22 protein-coding genes and 3 pseudogenes are annotated in these 16,111 nt (G+C 73.4%); 17 read left to right on the top strand and 8 right to left on the bottom strand.

Translation table 11 applies throughout. From position 1 onward, the window contains the following. The first annotated feature begins 117 nt into the window (after nt 1-117). From ACH4VX_RS23610 to ACH4VX_RS23595, 4 genes are all read left to right on the top strand, one after another. Nucleotides 118-534, top strand: a complete 417-nt coding sequence (locus tag ACH4VX_RS23610; RefSeq protein ID WP_398369797.1) for a DUF2809 domain-containing protein — start codon at nt 118-120, stop codon at nt 532-534. Nucleotides 535-610: 76 nt separating this feature from the next. Beyond that, complete coding sequence (locus ACH4VX_RS23605) at nt 611-853, top strand: acyl carrier protein (protein WP_398369795.1); 243 nt, start codon at nt 611-613, stop codon at nt 851-853. Between the two features lie 96 nt (nt 854-949). Then, nucleotides 950-1,171 carry a hypothetical protein gene (locus ACH4VX_RS23600; RefSeq protein WP_398369793.1) on the top strand — a complete coding sequence of 74 codons (222 nt, stop codon included), beginning with the start codon at nt 950-952 and terminating at the stop codon, nt 1,169-1,171. Between the two features lie 49 nt (nt 1,172-1,220). After that, the gene (locus ACH4VX_RS23595; protein WP_398369792.1) at nt 1,221-1,544 is read left to right on the top strand and encodes a hypothetical protein; all 324 of its coding nucleotides are present in this window, start codon (nt 1,221-1,223) and stop codon (nt 1,542-1,544) included. Between the two features lie 15 nt (nt 1,545-1,559). On the opposite strand, the gene ACH4VX_RS23590 is transcribed toward ACH4VX_RS23595, so the two are convergent. Next, nucleotides 1,560-2,543, bottom strand: coding sequence for a helix-turn-helix domain-containing protein (locus ACH4VX_RS23590; protein WP_398369791.1), 984 nt, complete (start codon nt 2,541-2,543; stop codon nt 1,560-1,562). A 111-nt stretch (nt 2,544-2,654) separates the two neighbouring features. Here ACH4VX_RS23590 and ACH4VX_RS23585 point away from each other — a divergent pair, with 111 nt between their 5' ends. After that, complete coding sequence (locus ACH4VX_RS23585; RefSeq protein WP_398369790.1) at nt 2,655-3,686, top strand: saccharopine dehydrogenase family protein; 1,032 nt, start codon at nt 2,655-2,657, stop codon at nt 3,684-3,686. A gap of 78 nt (nt 3,687-3,764) precedes the next feature. Here ACH4VX_RS23585 and ACH4VX_RS23580 read toward each other — a convergent pair whose 3' ends face one another. Both ACH4VX_RS23580 and ACH4VX_RS23575 read right to left on the bottom strand, forming a co-directional pair. Next, complete coding sequence (locus ACH4VX_RS23580; RefSeq protein ID WP_398369788.1) at nt 3,765-4,214, bottom strand: spore-associated protein; 450 nt, start codon at nt 4,212-4,214, stop codon at nt 3,765-3,767. A 73-nt stretch (nt 4,215-4,287) separates the two neighbouring features. Continuing rightward, a pseudogene (locus tag ACH4VX_RS23575) lies at nt 4,288-4,629 on the bottom strand (aldo/keto reductase); the annotation flags it as partial. Between the two features lie 162 nt (nt 4,630-4,791). Between ACH4VX_RS23575 and ACH4VX_RS23570 the strand changes: the two are divergent. From ACH4VX_RS23570 to ACH4VX_RS23560, 3 genes are all read left to right on the top strand, one after another. Then, a complete protein-coding gene (locus ACH4VX_RS23570) occupies nt 4,792-5,301 on the top strand; it encodes a TetR/AcrR family transcriptional regulator (protein WP_398369786.1) in 510 nt (169 codons plus the stop codon). A 215-nt stretch (nt 5,302-5,516) separates the two neighbouring features. Beyond that, the gene (locus ACH4VX_RS23565; RefSeq protein ID WP_398369784.1) at nt 5,517-6,386 is read left to right on the top strand and encodes a universal stress protein; all 870 of its coding nucleotides are present in this window, start codon (nt 5,517-5,519) and stop codon (nt 6,384-6,386) included. Nucleotides 6,387-6,493: 107 nt separating this feature from the next. After that, nucleotides 6,494-6,991, top strand: coding sequence for a flavodoxin domain-containing protein (locus ACH4VX_RS23560; RefSeq protein WP_398369782.1), 498 nt, complete (start codon nt 6,494-6,496; stop codon nt 6,989-6,991). Between the two features lie 87 nt (nt 6,992-7,078). Here the strand turns inward: ACH4VX_RS23560 and ACH4VX_RS23555 are convergent, their stop codons facing one another. Together ACH4VX_RS23555 and ACH4VX_RS23550 are read right to left on the bottom strand one after the other, a co-directional pair. Beyond that, nucleotides 7,079-7,291, bottom strand: coding sequence for a hypothetical protein (locus ACH4VX_RS23555; RefSeq protein WP_398369781.1), 213 nt, complete (start codon nt 7,289-7,291; stop codon nt 7,079-7,081). 32 nt (nt 7,292-7,323) lie between these two features. After that, entirely contained in the window at nt 7,324-8,211 is an 888-nt protein-coding gene (locus ACH4VX_RS23550; protein ID WP_398369779.1) for a universal stress protein, read from the bottom strand. 646 nt (nt 8,212-8,857) lie between these two features. On the opposite strand from ACH4VX_RS23550, the gene ACH4VX_RS23545 reads away from it, so the two are divergent. Further along, on the top strand, nt 8,858-9,472 hold the full coding sequence (locus ACH4VX_RS23545; RefSeq protein ID WP_398369777.1) for a hypothetical protein: 615 nt from the start codon (nt 8,858-8,860) through the stop codon (nt 9,470-9,472). A gap of 440 nt (nt 9,473-9,912) precedes the next feature. Here the strand turns inward: ACH4VX_RS23545 and ACH4VX_RS23540 are convergent, their stop codons facing one another. Next, nucleotides 9,913-10,239, bottom strand: coding sequence for a putative PEP-binding protein (locus ACH4VX_RS23540; RefSeq protein WP_398369776.1), 327 nt, complete (start codon nt 10,237-10,239; stop codon nt 9,913-9,915). A gap of 47 nt (nt 10,240-10,286) precedes the next feature. Here ACH4VX_RS23540 and ACH4VX_RS23535 point away from each other — a divergent pair. After that, nucleotides 10,287-10,598, top strand: a pseudogene (locus tag ACH4VX_RS23535) (pyruvate formate-lyase 1-activating enzyme); the annotation flags it as partial. A gap of 69 nt (nt 10,599-10,667) precedes the next feature. On the opposite strand, the gene ACH4VX_RS23530 reads toward ACH4VX_RS23535, so the two are convergent. Beyond that, the gene (locus ACH4VX_RS23530; protein ID WP_398369774.1) at nt 10,668-10,841 is read right to left on the bottom strand and encodes a hypothetical protein; all 174 of its coding nucleotides are present in this window, start codon (nt 10,839-10,841) and stop codon (nt 10,668-10,670) included. Nucleotides 10,842-11,079: 238 nt separating this feature from the next. On the opposite strand from ACH4VX_RS23530, the gene ACH4VX_RS23525 reads away from it, so the two are divergent. The 5 genes from ACH4VX_RS23525 (at nt 11,080) to ACH4VX_RS23505 (ending at nt 13,680) form a co-directional block, all read left to right on the top strand. Continuing rightward, nucleotides 11,080-11,439 carry a sortase-dependent protein gene (locus ACH4VX_RS23525; RefSeq protein ID WP_398369772.1) on the top strand — a complete coding sequence of 120 codons (360 nt, stop codon included), beginning with the start codon at nt 11,080-11,082 and terminating at the stop codon, nt 11,437-11,439. Then, nucleotides 11,436-12,050 (top strand): class F sortase, encoded by a 615-nt coding sequence (locus ACH4VX_RS23520; RefSeq protein ID WP_398369771.1) that lies wholly within the window; start codon nt 11,436-11,438, stop codon nt 12,048-12,050. Before ACH4VX_RS23525 ends, ACH4VX_RS23520 begins: the two co-directional genes overlap by 4 nt. Before the next feature lie 102 nt (nt 12,051-12,152). Beyond that, complete coding sequence (locus tag ACH4VX_RS23515) at nt 12,153-12,644, top strand: RNA polymerase sigma factor (RefSeq protein ID WP_398369769.1); 492 nt, start codon at nt 12,153-12,155, stop codon at nt 12,642-12,644. Next, nucleotides 12,628-13,023, top strand: coding sequence for a hypothetical protein (locus ACH4VX_RS23510; RefSeq protein WP_398369768.1), 396 nt, complete (start codon nt 12,628-12,630; stop codon nt 13,021-13,023). The genes ACH4VX_RS23515 and ACH4VX_RS23510 overlap by 17 nt, the downstream gene beginning before the upstream one ends. Before the next feature lie 261 nt (nt 13,024-13,284). Further along, complete coding sequence (locus ACH4VX_RS23505) at nt 13,285-13,680, top strand: hypothetical protein (RefSeq protein ID WP_398369767.1); 396 nt, start codon at nt 13,285-13,287, stop codon at nt 13,678-13,680. Nucleotides 13,681-13,901: 221 nt separating this feature from the next. Here ACH4VX_RS23505 and ACH4VX_RS23500 read toward each other — a convergent pair whose 3' ends face one another. After that, entirely contained in the window at nt 13,902-14,285 is a 384-nt protein-coding gene (locus ACH4VX_RS23500; protein WP_398369766.1) for a winged helix-turn-helix transcriptional regulator, read from the bottom strand. Between the two features lie 114 nt (nt 14,286-14,399). Here ACH4VX_RS23500 and ACH4VX_RS23495 point away from each other — a divergent pair. Both ACH4VX_RS23495 and ACH4VX_RS23490 read left to right on the top strand, forming a co-directional pair. Then, nucleotides 14,400-14,805 (top strand): annotated as a pseudogene (locus ACH4VX_RS23495) (RidA family protein). Nucleotides 14,806-15,074: 269 nt separating this feature from the next. Then, the gene (locus tag ACH4VX_RS23490; protein WP_398369764.1) at nt 15,075-16,058 is read left to right on the top strand and encodes a hypothetical protein; all 984 of its coding nucleotides are present in this window, start codon (nt 15,075-15,077) and stop codon (nt 16,056-16,058) included. Nucleotides 16,059-16,111 lie beyond the last annotated feature (53 nt).

Raw genomic sequence — 16,111 nt, 5'->3', positions numbered from 1 at the left:
CGTGCCATGCCGAGCACCCTGACAGGGCCGGTGCCCCCGGTTCCTCCGGTTTTCGACGAGCACGGCCGGCCCGGGCCCGGGCCAGGCCCGGAGCGCGACTGCGGGATCATGACGACCATGGCACTCTTCCTCAGAACCCGCCCCGGCGGCGATCCGGCACGGACCCGTGTCGCGGCGGCCGTGGCCGCGCTGGTGACCGTCGGCGCCGGACTGGGCCTGCGGGCCGTGGCGGCGGGGGACGTGGCCAAGTACGGCGGGGATGCCCTCTACACCCTCTTGATCTTCGCCCTGGTGGTCCTGGCGGCGCCGCGGGTGACACCACCGAAGGCCGCCGCAGTCGCGCTCGCCCTCAGTTGGGGAGTCGAGTTCCTGCAGCTCACCGGGGGGCCGGCGGAACTCTCCCGGCACAGCACCGCGGCCCGTCTGGTCCTCGGTTCCACCTTCAACGCGCCGGACCTGTTCTGGTACACGATCGGCGCGATCGCGGGCCTGCTCGTCGCACGGGGACGTGCGGTGCCGGCCGGAGAGCCGTAGCACGCGGCACCGGTTTCACCGGGCGGGGAGGTGATACCCGGCCCTCCGACCTGTTCCCCCATGCGCAGGAGGACCCATGGCAACCGGTGAGACGGGCTTCAGCGATGTCGTGTACGACCTGATCTCCGTGCAGTACCACTCGCTGAAGGCGGGCCACGACTACGGCCAGTACGTCCGCGACGCGGAGAACGCGGGCCAGAAGGAGATCGCCGACTTCTTCAGGGAGGTCATGGAACAGGACTCGGAACGCGCGGCCCGCTGCCACCGCTACCTCGCCCGGCTGTCCGGCACCGGGAAGGCCGGCCCTGCCGTCAGCTGACGGCAGGGGGGCGTCGCAGCCTCGCCCGGCCGGCACCGGGGTGCCCGGCCGGGTGCCCGGCGTGCGGACGGACGCCGCGCACCGCACGCTGGTGTCATGGCGAGCGACCGGCCCATCGTGATCTACCCGCCCGGCGAGGACGGCGGCCGGCGCGTCCGTGGCGGCGCGCGGTTCCTCGGGATGGCGTACGGGCTGCTGGACGTGGTGGAGTTCCTGCGCCTCGTAGGACTGGAGAGCGTCGACGACGACTGGCTGCGCCGGTCCGTGACGGTCGAGTGGCGCGGTGGCGGCCCGGACGTGTGGAGTGCCCACGGCTGATCGGTACGCCCCGGGGGCGCCGCAGCGGAGCGGGAGGGGCGGGGCCGGGATGACGGTCGACGATGCTTGGGTGGGGCTCGCCGATGCCGTGCGCGCGGTGCGCAGGGAACTCGACGAAGCCGCGGCGCCGGCGGAGGAGGCCGTCGGACATTACCGGGCGCTCGCCGGACGTCACCCCGGGGCCTTCGCGGCGGACCTGGGCGACAGTCTTGTGGTGCGGGGCCGGCCGCCGCGCGATCCGGGCAGGGTGGAGGCGGGGCGAGTCAGGCTGCGCGAGACACTCGGACTCTTCGAGTCCGGAGCCCGCCCGGAGAGCGTCGAGGAAACCCGTGGCCTCCTCGACTCCCTCGCCGGGCGCGGGGATTCCGCCTGAAACAGAGCGGGCCCGTCACCGTACGGGAAGAGCGCGCACCGGCGTCGTGGTGTGCCGGTGGGTCCGCGAGCGGAAGGTGCGGCGGTAGGTGTCGGGAGGCACGCCGACGGTGCGGTTGAAGTGCCGGCGCAGCGTCGTGGCGGTGCCCATGCCGGTGGCCGCCGCGATGCTGTCGATGCCGTCGTCGGTGGTCTCCAGCAACTCCTGTGCGTGGCGGATCCGTTGGGTCAGCAGCCACTGCAGCGGCGTGGTGCCGGTGACCGACCGGAAGTGGCGGCCCAGGGTGCGCGAGCTCATGTGCGCCCGGCGGGCCAGGTCCTCGACGGTCAGGGGCCGGTCCAGCCGTTCGAGCACCCACGGGAGCAGTTCGGCGAGGGGGTGACGGCCCGGGGCCGGAACCGGGGTCGCGACGAACTGCGCCTGGCCGCCGTGACGGTGCGGCGGCACGACCAGCCGGCGCGCGAGGGTGTTGGTGACCGACGCGCCGTGATCGAGGCGCACGAGGTGCAGGCACAGGTCCAGCGCGGCGGCTTTCCCGGCGGAGGTCAGCACGCTGCCGTTGTCCACGTAGAGGACGTCCGGGTCCACCGTCACCCGGGGGTGGCGCTCGGCCAGGACGCGGGTGTGCGCCCAGTGCGTCGTCGCGCGCCGCCCGTCGAGCAGGCCCGCGGCGGCCAGCACGAACGCGCCCGTGCACAGGGAAGCCACGCGGGCACCGGCCTCGTGCGCGGCGCGCACCGCGTCGAGCAGGTCGGCGGGCGGCTCCTCGTCGACGTCGGCCCATCCGGGGACGATCACGGTGTCGGCGTACGGGAGCCGATCGAGGCCGTGGTCGGGGTCCAGCCGGAACCGCCCGGCCCGCACGGCACCCGGCCCGCAGACGACGAGGTCGTACCAGGGGCCCGGTACCCCGGCCGGGGCGGCGCCGAAGACCTCGTGGGCAATGGACAGTTCGAAGTGCAGCATCCCGTCGGTGACGGCCAGCGCGACAGTGGTCACGTCCGGAATTGTACGGGCCGTGGCGTTCCGGACACTCGTGCGGGGGTGCCCGCCTTCGACAGGATGTCCACGGCGGATCACGGAAGAGCATGCGAGGACGGGGGAGAACCCATGGATTCGGGACACACCGTGGTGGTGTTCGGCGCGTACGGGCACACCGGGCGGTTCGTGGTGGCGCAGTTGCGGGAACGCGGGTTCGTCCCGGTTCTCTCCGGCCGCGACGCCGGCAAACTGGAGGCGCTGGCGGCGTCCCACCCCGGCACGGACGTTCGTCCGGCGTCGGTCGAGGAGCCGGTCTCGCTCGACCGCGCACTGGCCGGCACGGCGGCCGTGGTCAACTGTGCCGGGCCCTTCGCCACGACGGCGGCACCGGTGATCGAGGCGGCGCTGCGCGCCGGGATCCCGTACGTGGACGTGGCGGCCGAGATCGAGGCCAACGCCGACACGTTCACGCACTTCACCGACCGCGCCCGCGCGGCGGGAGCGGTGATCGTCCCCGCGATGGCCTTCTACGGCGGCCTCGGCGATCTGCTGGTCACCGCGGCCATGGGCGACTGGACGGCGGCCGACGAGGCGCACATCGCCTACGGGCTCAGCGGCTGGCACCCCACCGCCGGAACGCGCGCGGCGGGCGCGGTGTCCCGTCGGCGGCGGGACGGCCGACGCGTCCGGTACGCCGGCGGGCGGCTGGAGTACCACCACGACGCCCCGCCGACGCTGGAGTGGCCCTTCCCCCACCCGATGGGCCCCAGGACCGTCATCGGGGAGTTCACGATGGCGGACGTCGTCACCGTGCCCAGCCACCTGTCCGTCCCGGAGGTGCGCAACTACATGACGGTCGAGGCGGCCAGGGACCTGTCGGATCCGGACACCCCGGCACCGGCCGCGACCGACGAGCGGGGGCGGTCCGCACAGACCTTCCTCGTCGACGTCGTCGTGCGCTCCGGCGGCAGCGAACGGCGTGCTGTGGCCCGGGGCCGGGACATCTACGCCGTCACCGCGCCGCTCGTGGTGGAAGCGGTGGACCGCATCCTCACGGGACGGACCGGAACCGCCGGCGTCGCCTCCGCCGGCGCGATCTTCGACGCGCCCGACTTCCTCGGCGCCCTGTCCCCGCACCTGTCCCTGGAACTGCGTCCGTGAGACGCCGGGTGACGCGCCGGAGCCCTGACGGGACCTTGCGGTCCCGTCAGGGCGAAGCGGTCCGTCGGGAGGTGCGGGTCAGCGGGTGAAGGTGACCCGGTGCTCCTTCAGGGCGCCGCAGTTGGAGCCGTACACCTGGACGTACACGTTGTTGATGCTGCCGCCCCAGTCCACGCAGTGGCCCTTGCCGTAGACGTAGGTCGGCCCCGCGTACGACGTGAACCGCCCGTCGTCCTGGTCGCTCTCCTCGGTGTCGGGGACGTAGATCCACGCGGACATGTCCAGGGCGGTGCCGGGGTTGTTGCGGATGGTCGTGACGCAGTTCCGGCCGTTGGCCGAGTTGTACGTCAGGTAGACGGTGCCCAGTGAGCCGACGGCTGCCGAGTTCACGGTCTTGTAGCCGCTTCCGCAGACCTTCTGCGGTGTGGTGCCGGGTGCGGCCGAGGCCGGTGAGGCCAGGGCGGTCGTGGCCCCCACCGACAGGGCGGCCAGCGCGGAGGCGGCCAGGACAGAACGGCTGAGTCTCATATTTCCCCCTTGCGACTCTTGGAGCGGTTGCTCCTGCCTGGTGTGACCCGCGGGCCGGGCGAAGGGTTGTGCCGTGTTCGACGCCGAGACGGCGCAGGCTGTCGTCCAGCGCGGTGACCAGCCAACGGCGCGAGCTCCCCCGGTGGTTCCGCTCGTCGCCCATGGGCATGCCGGCCTTGGTGGCCAGCACGATGTCGTCGCGGCGGCCGACGATGGCCTTGCCGGCCATCTCCTCCGACTCGCCGTCGCCGTACCGGTCGGCGGTGTCGATGAGATTGACGCCGGCCTCCAGGGCGGCGTCGACGATGGCGGTGGCCTCGTCCTGGGTGGTGCGTCCGATCCTGCCGAAGTTCATCGCGCCGAGCGCGAGGGTGCTGACCTGGACGCCGGTGCGGCCCAAGGTGCGGTACTGCATGTGCGTGTCCCCTCCGTGCGGGAAATGCGTGAGGGGGCGGCGGCGCACGGCTTGGTGGCAGGGCGCCCGCTCTGGCATCACAAGTAAACGAAACCATGCTCCGGAACAATACGGAGCGTTGTTCCGTTTTGGCGGGCGGTGGGGAGCGGAAGGAACGGCGCGATGAGCGACAGTGAAGAGGACGCCGGGCACAGGGCCCCGTCCCGGCGCAAGGACGCCCGGCGCAACGAGGAGACCCTGCTCGACGCCGCCGCCGCGGTCTTCGTCACGTCGGGCGTGGACGCGCCGGTTCGCGACATCGCGGCCGAGGCCGGCGTCGGGCCGGACACGATCCACCGCCACTTCCCGACACGGGCGGACCTCATCGTCGTCGTCCACCGGCACCAGGTCGACGCCTGCGCCGAGCCCGGCCCTGCCCTGCCGGCCGCCGGCGCGACTCCGCACGCGGCACTGGGGGAGTGGGTCGGCCTCTTCGTCGACTTCCTGGTCACCAAGCACGGCCTCACCGCCGTCCTGCACTCCGACGAGGCCGGTTTCGACGCCCTGCGCGCCTACTTCTCGGAAAACCCGTGCATCGGCGCGGAGCGCGACCCCCGCTACGACGCGCGCCGGCTGGTCGAGCTCCTCGTCACGGGACTGCGGCCGCCCCGGCACCGCCTTCCCGGACGGTGAGGGGCACAGTGCACAACATGTCACACCTTTGACCGGTCTCCTGTCCTACGGACGGGAAGGCGGCGCACGGTGCCACCAGGACCACTTCGGCCTCCGGCTCGGGCGAGGGCATGGGCCTGATGGCCCACGAGGGGGCCTGGTAGCCCCTGCCCCGAGTACCGGTTCCGGAGCGACGCTGGTGGGGACGGAGAAGGTCTGGTCCGGAGGTGGATGTCATGCTTGCGCCTGTTGTCGCCGGTGTCGACGGTTCCGTCGAAAGCCTGGCGGCCGCCGAGTGGGCCGCCCATGAGGCCGTGCGCCGCGGCCGGTCCCTGCGGCTGCTGCATGTGCGCAACCGGAGCCCGCGCCGGGGTGAGGCGGCGGCCGCCCAGGCCGCCGAACGACGTCTGGCGCGGCAGGTCCTGCGGGCAGCGGAGGAACGCGTCCTCGCCGTCCGCCCCGAGGTGCGGGTGTACGACGAGCAGGTCGAGGGACCGGCGTCCGCCGCCCTGCTGAAGGCGGTGGGCGACGCCGAACCGCTGGTGCTGGGATCGCGCGGGCTGGGCCGTATCACCGGACTGCTCGTGGGTTCGGTCGCGCTCGAGGTCGTGGCGAAGGCCGCCGCTCCCGTCGTCCTCGTACGGGCCGGCACGGCAGGAGAAGCGCCCGGTACCGGCCGGCGGGACGTGCTCCTCGGCGTGGACGTCACGGAGCCGTGCGACGAGGTGCTCGCGTTCGCCTTCGAGGCGGCCCGCCTGCGCCACGCGCGGCTGAGGGCCCTGCACGCCTGGCGCGCGCCCGACCCGCTCACCCTGGGACCCGGTGAGGTCGGCCTGGTGAGCGATCCGGAGCGGGCCGAGGAATGGCTGCGCTTCCTCTCCGCCGTGCTCCAGGTGTGGCGCGACAAGTATCCCGACGTCGAAGTACTGGAGACGGTGGTGGACGGCAAGCCCGCGGGCGCCCTGGTGAAGGCGGCGTCCGGCGCGGACCTGCTGGTCGTCGGACACCGGCTCACCGACCGCCCGAGGGCCCCGCGTACCGGCCCGGTGACCCACGCCGTGATCCAGCAGGCCGGCTGCCCGGTGGCCGTCGTACCCCACCACTGAGACACGGCGGCGGCCCACCGGGCGGCCAGGGAGGCGCTGCGACGGGGAATGCCCGCGCCGCGTGGCTGTCCACCGGCCGCGCGGACCGTGAAAGGAGGCGGACCACCATGCCGAAGAACGTGCTGGTCGCCTATGGGACAACGAATGGATCGACCGCGGAGATCGCCGAGACCGTCGCCGGAGTCCTGCGCGAGGAAGGGCTCACGGCCGAGGCGCGGGCAGCCGGGTCCGTTCCGAGCGCCGCGCCGTACGACGCGGTCGTGGTCGGCGGCGGACTGTACGCCGGTCACTGGCACCGGGACGCCCGCCGCCTCGTCCGCCGCCACGGCAAGGACCTGGCCGGACGTCCGCTGTGGCTCTTCAGCAGCGGACCGCTCGACGCCTCCGCGTCGCAGCGGGACATTCCACCCGTGCCCTGGGTGAAGAAGGCCGTGGTCCGGCTCGACGCCCGGGACCACGTCACCTTCGGCGGCTGTCTGCGGGAGGGCGCGAGGGGCTGGGTCGCCCGGATGATCCTCCGCAACGGAAAGGGCGGGGACTTCCGTGACTTCGGACGGATCGAGACGTGGGCTGCGCGGATCGCCCAGGAGCTGAGGGACGGCTGACGGCACAGGAGAGGCGGAGCCGCCGCAGGACGCTCACGGGAGGGCCGGTCCCACCGGTGCGGACCGGCCGGAGGGAGGACGTATCGATCAGGGAACCAGGGAGAAGCGGCTCTCCTCCTCCTGCGTGAAGTGCGGCCGCAGCACGGTGTGCAGGCCGCAGCGGCAGGCACGCAGGTCCTCGAGCTGCTCGGGCGCCGGCGCGCCCTGCGCCTCGACGGGCGCCGGGTGGGTGGCCACCCACCCGGCGAGCCGTTCGATCTCGGCGTCGACGGGGACGTGCCGCCTCGGGGTTCCGGCCACCGCCCGGGACTTCCGTCCGGTACCGGCCGACTTCAGCGGCGCGCGGCCGCTCCCCGTACCACGGCGACCGGACAGTGCGCGTGATGCAGCAGCGCCTGGCTGACCGACCCCAGCAGCAGCCCGGTGAAACCGCCGCGCCCGCGGGCCCCGACCACCATCAGCTGGGCGGTCCGGCTCGCCTCGATCAGGGCCTCGCGGGTGGGGCCGTGCACCACCTTGTGCTCCACGACGACATCCGGATGCCGCTTCTGATGCCCGGCCAGCGCCTCCGACAGCAGACGTTCCTCCTCCTGACCGAGCGCCTCGGCCGGATTCGCATACGGCTCGGACGGATCCGGCGGGGCGGGCAACGGCGCGTTCCATGTGGTCCAGGCGTGCAACGCGACCAGGGTGGTCCCGCGCAGCTCGGCCTCCTGGAAGGCGAACTCCACCGCCTCGTCCCCGGCGGGGGAGCCGTCGACGCCCACGACGACCGGACCGTCGAGGCGGGCTGTCTCGCGCACGACGAGCACGGGAGAGCGCGCGTGCGTCGCGAGATGCACCGCCGTCGAACCCACCATCAGCCCGACGAACCCGCCCATTCCGCGGGATCCGACGACCACCAGCTCGGCGGCACGCGACTGCGCCTCGAGCACCGTCAACGGCTCCCCCGTCACCACCACGTGCGACACCTCCACCTCCGGCGCCGCGGCCCCGGCACGCTCCACCGCCTCCGCCACCAGGCGCTCGACCATGTTCCGCATCCCGCCCTCCGGCGGCCCCAGGGGCGACGGACCCAGGGGGGCGTGCGGTGCGGGCCAGAGGAAGGCGTGCACCACCTCCAACGCAGCCGTCCGCAGCCGGGCCTCCCGCGCGGCCGCCTCCACCGCGGCGAGACTCGACGCCGACCCGTCCACGCCGACGATCACCAAACCACTCACTGCGCCTCCCGCGTCCGGAGCGTTCTCACTCCCTCCGGACTCATCCCGGTGACGTCCTGGTGCCACGGGACTTACGGCCCGCCCACAGGACCATCGGGTACACGGATGTTCCGGCGTGCGCGATCCGGTGACCGCGGCCGGTGACCCGGACCCGGCCTCCTCGACGACGTCAGGCCGCAGACCTCTCTCGCTCCGGGGGGCGTTCGTCCGGACCGTGATCCCCGATCCCGCTCTCCGACCGGTGCCCGCCGGCGTCCTGCCCGTACGGGTCGAGCCGTCCTGGGCCGTCCGGCGGGTCCCGGCCGGAGCCCGCGCGCCACCGCCGTACGCCGTGGCGGAGCCCGAGCCCGGCACATCCGGCAGGAGTGCGGCCCGGACCGGCTGCCGCTCGGCACGCTGACGTGCGAGGACCGGGTCTCCGGTGCGCGCGGTCACCACGCCCGCGACCGTGCCGCCGTCACGGGACCCATCGGGGTCTCCCGTCGTGCGCAGTCGCGAACGTCCGAACGACGTTGCGGTGAAGGGACGTTCGGACCGCCGACCGGGCCTGCCGGCCCCTTCGGCCGATGCCGCGGACGCGGGACATTGAAAGCGCAACGAGACCGGGAAGACCTCAGGAGCAGCTCCCTCGAAGGGGATGACCATCATGGCAGTCCACGATCACCCGCACCGGCATTCGGGGTTCCGCTTCCCGTTCCTGCACAGGTCCGGGACGGCACCGGCGGCCGACACGACGACCGTGACCGCCACGAGCGCGTACGTGTTCGCCGGGCTGCGGCTGCTGACCGGGTTCGTCTTCCTGTGGGCGTTCCTCGACAAGACCTTCGGTCTCGGCTACGCCACGCAGTCCGGCAAGGGCTGGATCGACGGCGGGTCGCCCACCCAGGGCTTCCTCGGCGGGGTGGCCGTCGGGCCGATGGAGTCCACGTTCCACGACTGGGCCGGAGCCGCCTGGGCGGACTGGCTGTTCATGCTCGGCCTGCTCGGCATCGGCCTCGCCCTCACCGCGGGCATCGCACTGCGGCTCGCCGCCGTGGCGGGCACCGTGATGATGGCGCTGATGTGGATCGCGGAGTGGCCGCCCGCGAAGCACCTCTCCGACGGGTCGGCGAGCATGTCGACCAACCCGTTCGCCGACTACCACCTCGTCTACGCGGTCGTCCTGATCGCCCTCGCGGCCGTGGGCGCCGGCGCCACCTGGGGGCTGGGCAGGGCGTGGGCGCGACTGCCGTTCGTCGGCCGTAACCGCTGGCTGCTCTGACCTCCCCTTTCCGGCCCTGGGTACCGCCGTGGCGACGCGGCGGTACCCGGGGCGTCGGCGTGCCCTCCGTCGGACGCACCGCCCGGCCCGCCGGCGCGTTCTTCCGGCGGTTTCCAGGGGACCGGGGCTGATCCCGGCCGGGAACCCACCGCCGTTCCGGCACAGCCCGTGGAGGTCGGGAGCGGCGCCCGTCGGGCACACCCGCCGGTTCGCGGCGTACGCGTTGCGATGCGGTGCGCGGTGGCCTCGCAGGCGGTGGGGGACGAGCAGTTCGACGGCTCCGGTGCCGTCGACGACGACCGTGGCATCCGGTGCCGGAGCCGACAGCCCGCGGAACCGCTCCCCGGCGGCTCCGGGCTCGCCGGCCTGCGGAGGAACCGCACGCGTGCCCGGTCCGAGGGCCGCAGCGTGGCGCGTGGCCGTACCGCCGGTCCTGTCACTCATGTCCGCCCGGCCACCGACTGCTCGGCCTCACCGACGGTGCGGCGGCCGGCCTGCGGCGCCCGCCCCAGGAGCATGTGCTCGGTGCGGCACAGCCCGATGCCCCGCGCGCCGAACCGGCGGGCCCGTGCGGCGTCCTCGGGGGTGTCCGCGTCGGCCCGCGCCTGAAGCCGCCGGACCGTGTCGGCCCGGGCCGGGGCACGCGTCACCGAGCCGACCGTCCGGGCAGCTTCCCCGTCGGTGCCGCCGGTCTCCGGGAACCGCATGACCGCCGAGTCGACGAGGGGCGCTGCCCCCGGACGCACGGCCCCGGCGGAGCCGTCCACGAAGATGACCGTGCCCTCCTCGACGACCGTCCCGTCAGGGGGTGAAGACCGGCGGCGGCCTCGCCCCGACGCCGAACTTCGCCACCCGCCCGGACCGGCTCGGCGTCCCGGTGCGGATCCGCTGCGTCCTCGTCCCCGGCTGGACCGACGACCCGGCCGCCGTCGACGGCCTCGGCGGCTCCCTGGCCGGTCCGGGCAACGCCGACCGGGCGGACGGTCCCGCCGTTCCACAAGCCCGGCGCCCACAAGTACGACGTGCCGGGCGTTCTCTTCCCCCGCGCGACACACCCGTACCGGATCCGGACCCGACCGAGCGGGTGCGTGAACAGTTCCGGGAGCACGGCTTGCGGGCGCTGTGAGCCGTGCCCTCCGCAGTGCGCGGGACCGTGCGTGAGCCGACGCCGCCACCGGGCAGGTGCGCCCGCGCGTCAGGACCCCGCTTCGCGTTCGGTGACGTGCTCGCCGACGCCGTCGGCGACGGCCGCGGACAACAGCGCAGGCAAGAGGCCGGGGAACCGGGCCTCGATGGCTTCACGCCGCAGTGTCACGCAAGACCGCGTGCCCTCCTGGCGGATCTGTGTGACACCCGCCTCGCGCAGCATCCTGAGGTGATGACTGAGCGTCGGCCTCCGGCGCCATGAGCGGGCACGCGGCCCGTCCTCCCCGCCCCTCGACGTCGCGTGAGGGGAACGCGGCGGGACGGGTGCCCCGCGTGACCGGCACCAACGGGACTTTGCCTGCTCTTTACAACCTGCGCCTCCGTTGTTCCGTCTCTTCGCACGATCCATGACCCAGCCCGCCGGGTCACCGCGCGGGCGGACCGACGAAAGAGAGCGATCCATGCGCCGAACCGTCCTCAGTGCCACGGCACTTGCCTGCACCGCCGTATTGGCGAGCACGGTGCCCGCGTTCGCCGACGGACCGTCCCCGGTCCCCGCGGCCACCGTGACCCCCAGCGAGTCGCCGGCCCCGGCCGACGCCGCGGACCCGAGCCCCGTACCGGCCGAGAGCGACGCACCGGCCCAGTCCGCGGTCCCCGGCGAGGTCACCGTCGTCCCGAGTGGTGCGCCCGACACCGGTGTCGCGTCCGCGGAGTCCGGGGCCGACGGCGCGCTGATCGGCGGGGGTGCCGCCGCGGTGCTCGCCGCCGGCGGCGCGGCGGTCTTCCTCGTACGCCGCAGGCGGGCGACCACGGCGTGACGGCGCTCTCCAGGCGTGCCTTCGCCACCGCGGCGACGGCCGCGTTGCTCGGCGGCTGCGGCGGCGGTCACCGGACCGGCCGGTCCACGGCCGGACACCCCGGGAGCACGACACCGTCCGCGCAGCCCTCCGCGAAGCCGGCGCGCGTCCTCGGACGTTCGGTCCCGGTCGGACTGGAGATACCTGCCATCGGGGTCGACACCCCGGTCATCCGGCTGGGGTTGGCTCCGGACCACACGGTCCAGGTGCCTCCGATCACGGCCCATGACCGGGCGGGCTGGTACCGGCACTCGCCGACGCCCGGCCAGACCGGCCCGTCGGTGATCCTCGGCCACGTCACGGTCGGCGCCCACGGGGACGGCGTCTTCCGCCGCCTCGCACGTCTGCGCCGGGGGGACAGGATCGTGGCACGCCTGGAGAACGGCACAGCGGCGGTGTTCGCCGTCGACTCGGTCCGCACGGTTGCCAAGGCGGACTTCCCGACGGACGCGGTCTACGGTGACGTCGACCGGCCGGAGCTGCGGCTCATCACGTGCGGCGGCCCACGGACCGGCGACGAGTACCGCGACAACGTGATCGTGTTCGCCGCGCTGACCTCCACGAGTCCCTGATCCGCCACCGGGCCCCCGGGCCGGCGGGCTGTACGCCCCCGGCCCGGGATCCGACCCGCGACCGGCACCACGACACCAGTACCGCCACGACCATGGAGAGCGTTGAAACGGTCCCGAGAGCAGGCAGCGTCCGAACTCTTCGCCGCCCTCTACCCGCGCCTCGCCGGCTGGTGCCGCCGACTGGTCGACGACGACGAGACGGCCCACGAGATCGCCTCGGAGGCGTTCACCCGGCTGTGGGCCCGCTGGACGTCCGTGGCCGAGCCCCGGGGCTTCCTCTACGTCACCGCGGCCAACCTCGTCCGGGACCACTGGCGCACACTCGGACGCGAGCGCAAGGCCGTGCACCGGGTCACCACCGAGACCGCCGTCCGCCCGCACACCGAACAGTCCGACCCGTCCGTACGTCTGCTCGTGCAGTCGCTGCCGGAACGACTGCGCGTCCCGATCCTGCTGCACTACTACGCTGACATGCCGATCCGGGAGGTGTCCGCGGTGACCGGACGCAAGGAAGGAACCATCAAGGCCGACCTCCACGCGGCCCGGGAACTGCTCCGCGCCCATCTGAGGAGAAGCCTTGATCACACACTCTGACGAGGGTCCGGAGTTCGAGCCCGACGACCCCCTCGCCGTCATTCTGCGGCCCGCCTCCGACCACCTCGGCCCGCCCCCCGGCCGGTTCGAGGAGATCCGGCGCGGCGCGGCGCGGCGTCGGCTGGTCCGTGCCGCGGTCGGGGCCGGACTGACGTGCGCCGTCGCCGCCCTCGTCGTGCTGCCGCTGCAGTCGTCGCCCCCCGGCCGTCCGGTGTCCCCGACGGTCCCCCTCGCCCCGCCTCCCGTGAGCAGCCCTTCCGCCACGCCCGCTCCGTCGGCGTCACCGGAGCCCGCCGAAGTCCGCCCCACCCCGCAGGCCCCGGCCGACGGCCCCGAAACCCCGGCGAGTGAGGTCGCCCCCGTTCCCGGCCCGCGGTGAGTCCGTGCGGCCGGGCCGCACGGTGGAAGCCGTGAGACGCCCGGCGGCCTCACGGTCGCGGTGTGCCCGCCCCGTCGCGTGCCTTCCTGGTGCCGGCAGTCCCAGGAAGACCGGGCAACTGGCTGTCCGTGCCGCCGTTTCGCAGGCCGGGGGCGTGAGCGGGGAAGGAACGACCATGAGCAAGTACGCACTCGTCACCGGCGCCGCCTCGGAATCGGCAGGGCCTTCGCCGAACGCCTGGCCGCCGACGGCTACGACCTGGTGATCGTGGGCCGCCGGCGGGAACGGCTCGGAGAGTTCGCCGCCTCACACCCCGAGGCCGGGGTCAGGCCCGTGGCCGCCGGCCTGTCGACGGACGCGGGCATCGACACGGTCGCCGGAACCTGCGCGGCCGATCCGCTCACCGTGCCGGTGAACAACGCCCGGGTCGCCCACTGCATGCCGCTCGACGAGCTGCCCGCCGACAAGGCCACCGAACGCGTCAACGTCGAGGTCCTCGCCCCCACGATTCCATCGGCCTCACCCGTGTCGTTGCGGACGCCCGGACGGGCCCCCAAGCGGTACTGGACGGCATTCGGCTGGTCGGGCGGAGACCGTCCGAACTCGGGGACGAGATCAGCGCACATCCGGAAGGACCCGGCAAGACGATCTCCGTGACCCCCGAGGGCGAGATCGGCTCCGAGGACTGGGGATGCTGCCGCGCGCCCAGCCGAGCAGGCGATGTCCTCCTGACACGCCCGGTGTTCGGCAGGCCCAACTCCTGGGTCGACACCATGTTCGACTGCATCCCGGCCGGCGAACGGGTGGTCCACCGGGTCCGTCGACTCATCGCCGCGCACGCGCGTCCGGGGCCGCGGTGTCGTGTCCGGCCCCGTGCGTCAGGCGTCGAAGCGGTGGCGGGCGGTCTCGATGCGACCGAGGTGCCGGTGGGTCCAGTCGCGCATCGCGTCGACCGTCGCTCGCAGGGCTCGGCCCGGCTCCGTGAGGGTGTACTCGACCCGCGGCGGCACGACGGGGTGCACGCACCGCTCGACCAGGCCGTTGCGCTCCAGCATGCGCAGGTTCTGCGCGAGCATCTTGTGGCTGATGCCCTCGATCCCGTCGCGCAGCTCGGTGAAGCGCAGGGTGCGCTCACCGATGGCTTCGATGATCAGGAGCGCCCACTTGTTGGCGATGTCCGTGAAGATCTCCCGCGCCAGCGAGTCCGCACGCGTCAGGTCGGCTTCGTCCTTGGCCGAGCCCTTGAACTGCTTGGTCGCCATGAGGTTCCTCAGTCACCGAGAAGTGCGTTCTTCCATGTCAGCGAACACTCTCTGGTGGTTTCCGAGTAACCACAAGAGACCACCAGGGTCTTGCACGACAAGGAGGCGGGCAGCATGGCCATCACTCCGGTGAGCCCCGACGGATTGCCGAAGATCGACGTCTACCGGCAGGTGTCCGTCGCGTCGGGGTCGAAACCGGTCTTCGTCGCGGGGCAGACCGCGTGGGACGCGGAGGGGGCACGGCCGGGGCGGGCGACCTCGCCGCGCAGGCCGAGCGGTGCCGCCTCAACATCGGCACCGCCCTGGCCGAGGCCGGTGGCTCCTTCGACGACGTGGCGAAACTGACGGTCCACGTCGTCGACTGGACCCCCGACAAGATGCCCCTGCTCCTGGAGGGGATCTCCCGCGCGGCCGCGAAGCCGGAGTCACCCCGGTCCCGCCGGCCACGCTCCTGGGGGCAGCGGCACTCGACGTCCCCGAGCACCTCGTCGAGATCGAGGCCACCGCGGTCCTCGACTGACGAGCTCCAGACGCAGCCCCGAGTACCTCGGCGCCACACTCGGCCTCCTGGGCGGCGCCGACGTACGCGTCCGCGTCGGCCGGGCCGTCCGGGGTGCCCGTCGGCACTGAGCGCGGACGCGGGCACAACCACCCCTGGTCCTTGACGACAGCATGCGCGGTCTTCGCCGACCGGATCGTGAAGTGCCGGTGAAAACCCTGTGGAAGCGGTGTCCGTGGGGTCGCTTATGCTGCACCGGATGATCACGCGGGACCAGGGGAGGGCGCGGGATGTTCGGCAAGGTGTTCGGCCGGGGAGCGGAGAGAGCGGCGGCGGATCCGCACGCGCTTTCCGTCCCGCGCAGGAAGAACGGGATGTACACGCTGCGCGCGCTCGGGGACACGCGGGTGCTCGCGCTGGTGGAGGCGGCCGACGCGGGTGAGTGGGAGGCGGTCAAGGCGGCGCTGGCGCCCTTCGATCTCGGCCGCGACCACCAGGTCCTCGGTGAACTGGCCGTCCTGGACGGCGTGCAGGACTGGATCGGCCGGGCCGTCGAGGAGGACGAGGAGCACCGGGCGACGGCCCTGCTGATATCCGGGGCGCGCCACATCAGCTGGGGCTGGGAGGCGCGCACCGCCGCGCGTGCCGTGAACGTCACGCAGGAGCAGTGGCGGGTCTTCCACGAGCGGCTCCACATCGCCGAGGAGCACCTGTTCGAGGCTGCCGAGTTGCGGCCGGAATGGGTCACGCCGTGGCGGCAGCTCCTGACCTCCGGTCGCGGTATGTCGTTGGGTGCCACCGTCAACGAGACCCGGTTCGACGCCGCCCTGCGCCGCGACCCGCTGGATCCGGACAGCCACACCGAGCGGCTGGCGCAGCTGCAGCCCCGTTGGGGCGGCGAGCCCGGCCAGGCCCTGGCGTTCGCCCGCGACGCGTTCGCCCGCGCCCCGCAGGGGCACAGCCTGGGCTGCGTGATCGCCATGGCGCACATCGAGGAATGGGTCGAGTCGGACCGTGGGGACTGCCTCGAAACCCCTGAGATCCAGGCAGAGCTGCGGGAGGCGGCCGACCACAGCATTCTCCACCCCGCCTACGTGTGGCGCCCGGGCTGGCAGCAGGACTTCAACATGTTCGCCATGGCCCTGTCGCTGGCCGATGAGCGCCACACGGTCCGGCGCGTCTTCCAGACACTGGACGGCGCCTACACCAAGTGGCCCTGGACCTTCTTCGCGGACCCCGAGAAGGAGTTCGCCCGCCGCCGGCGCCGGGCCTGAGCGCACGCCGCTCCCGGACCGCCCGCCACCCGTCGTCCCTCCCACCCCGGACT

The sequence above is a fragment of the Streptomyces sp. NPDC020731 genome (assembly GCF_044334705.1).
GTDB lineage: Bacteria > Actinomycetota > Actinomycetes > Streptomycetales > Streptomycetaceae > Streptomyces.
Note: the sequence above shows the minus strand (reverse complement) of the source record. Positions and strands in the feature narration are given on the sequence as shown.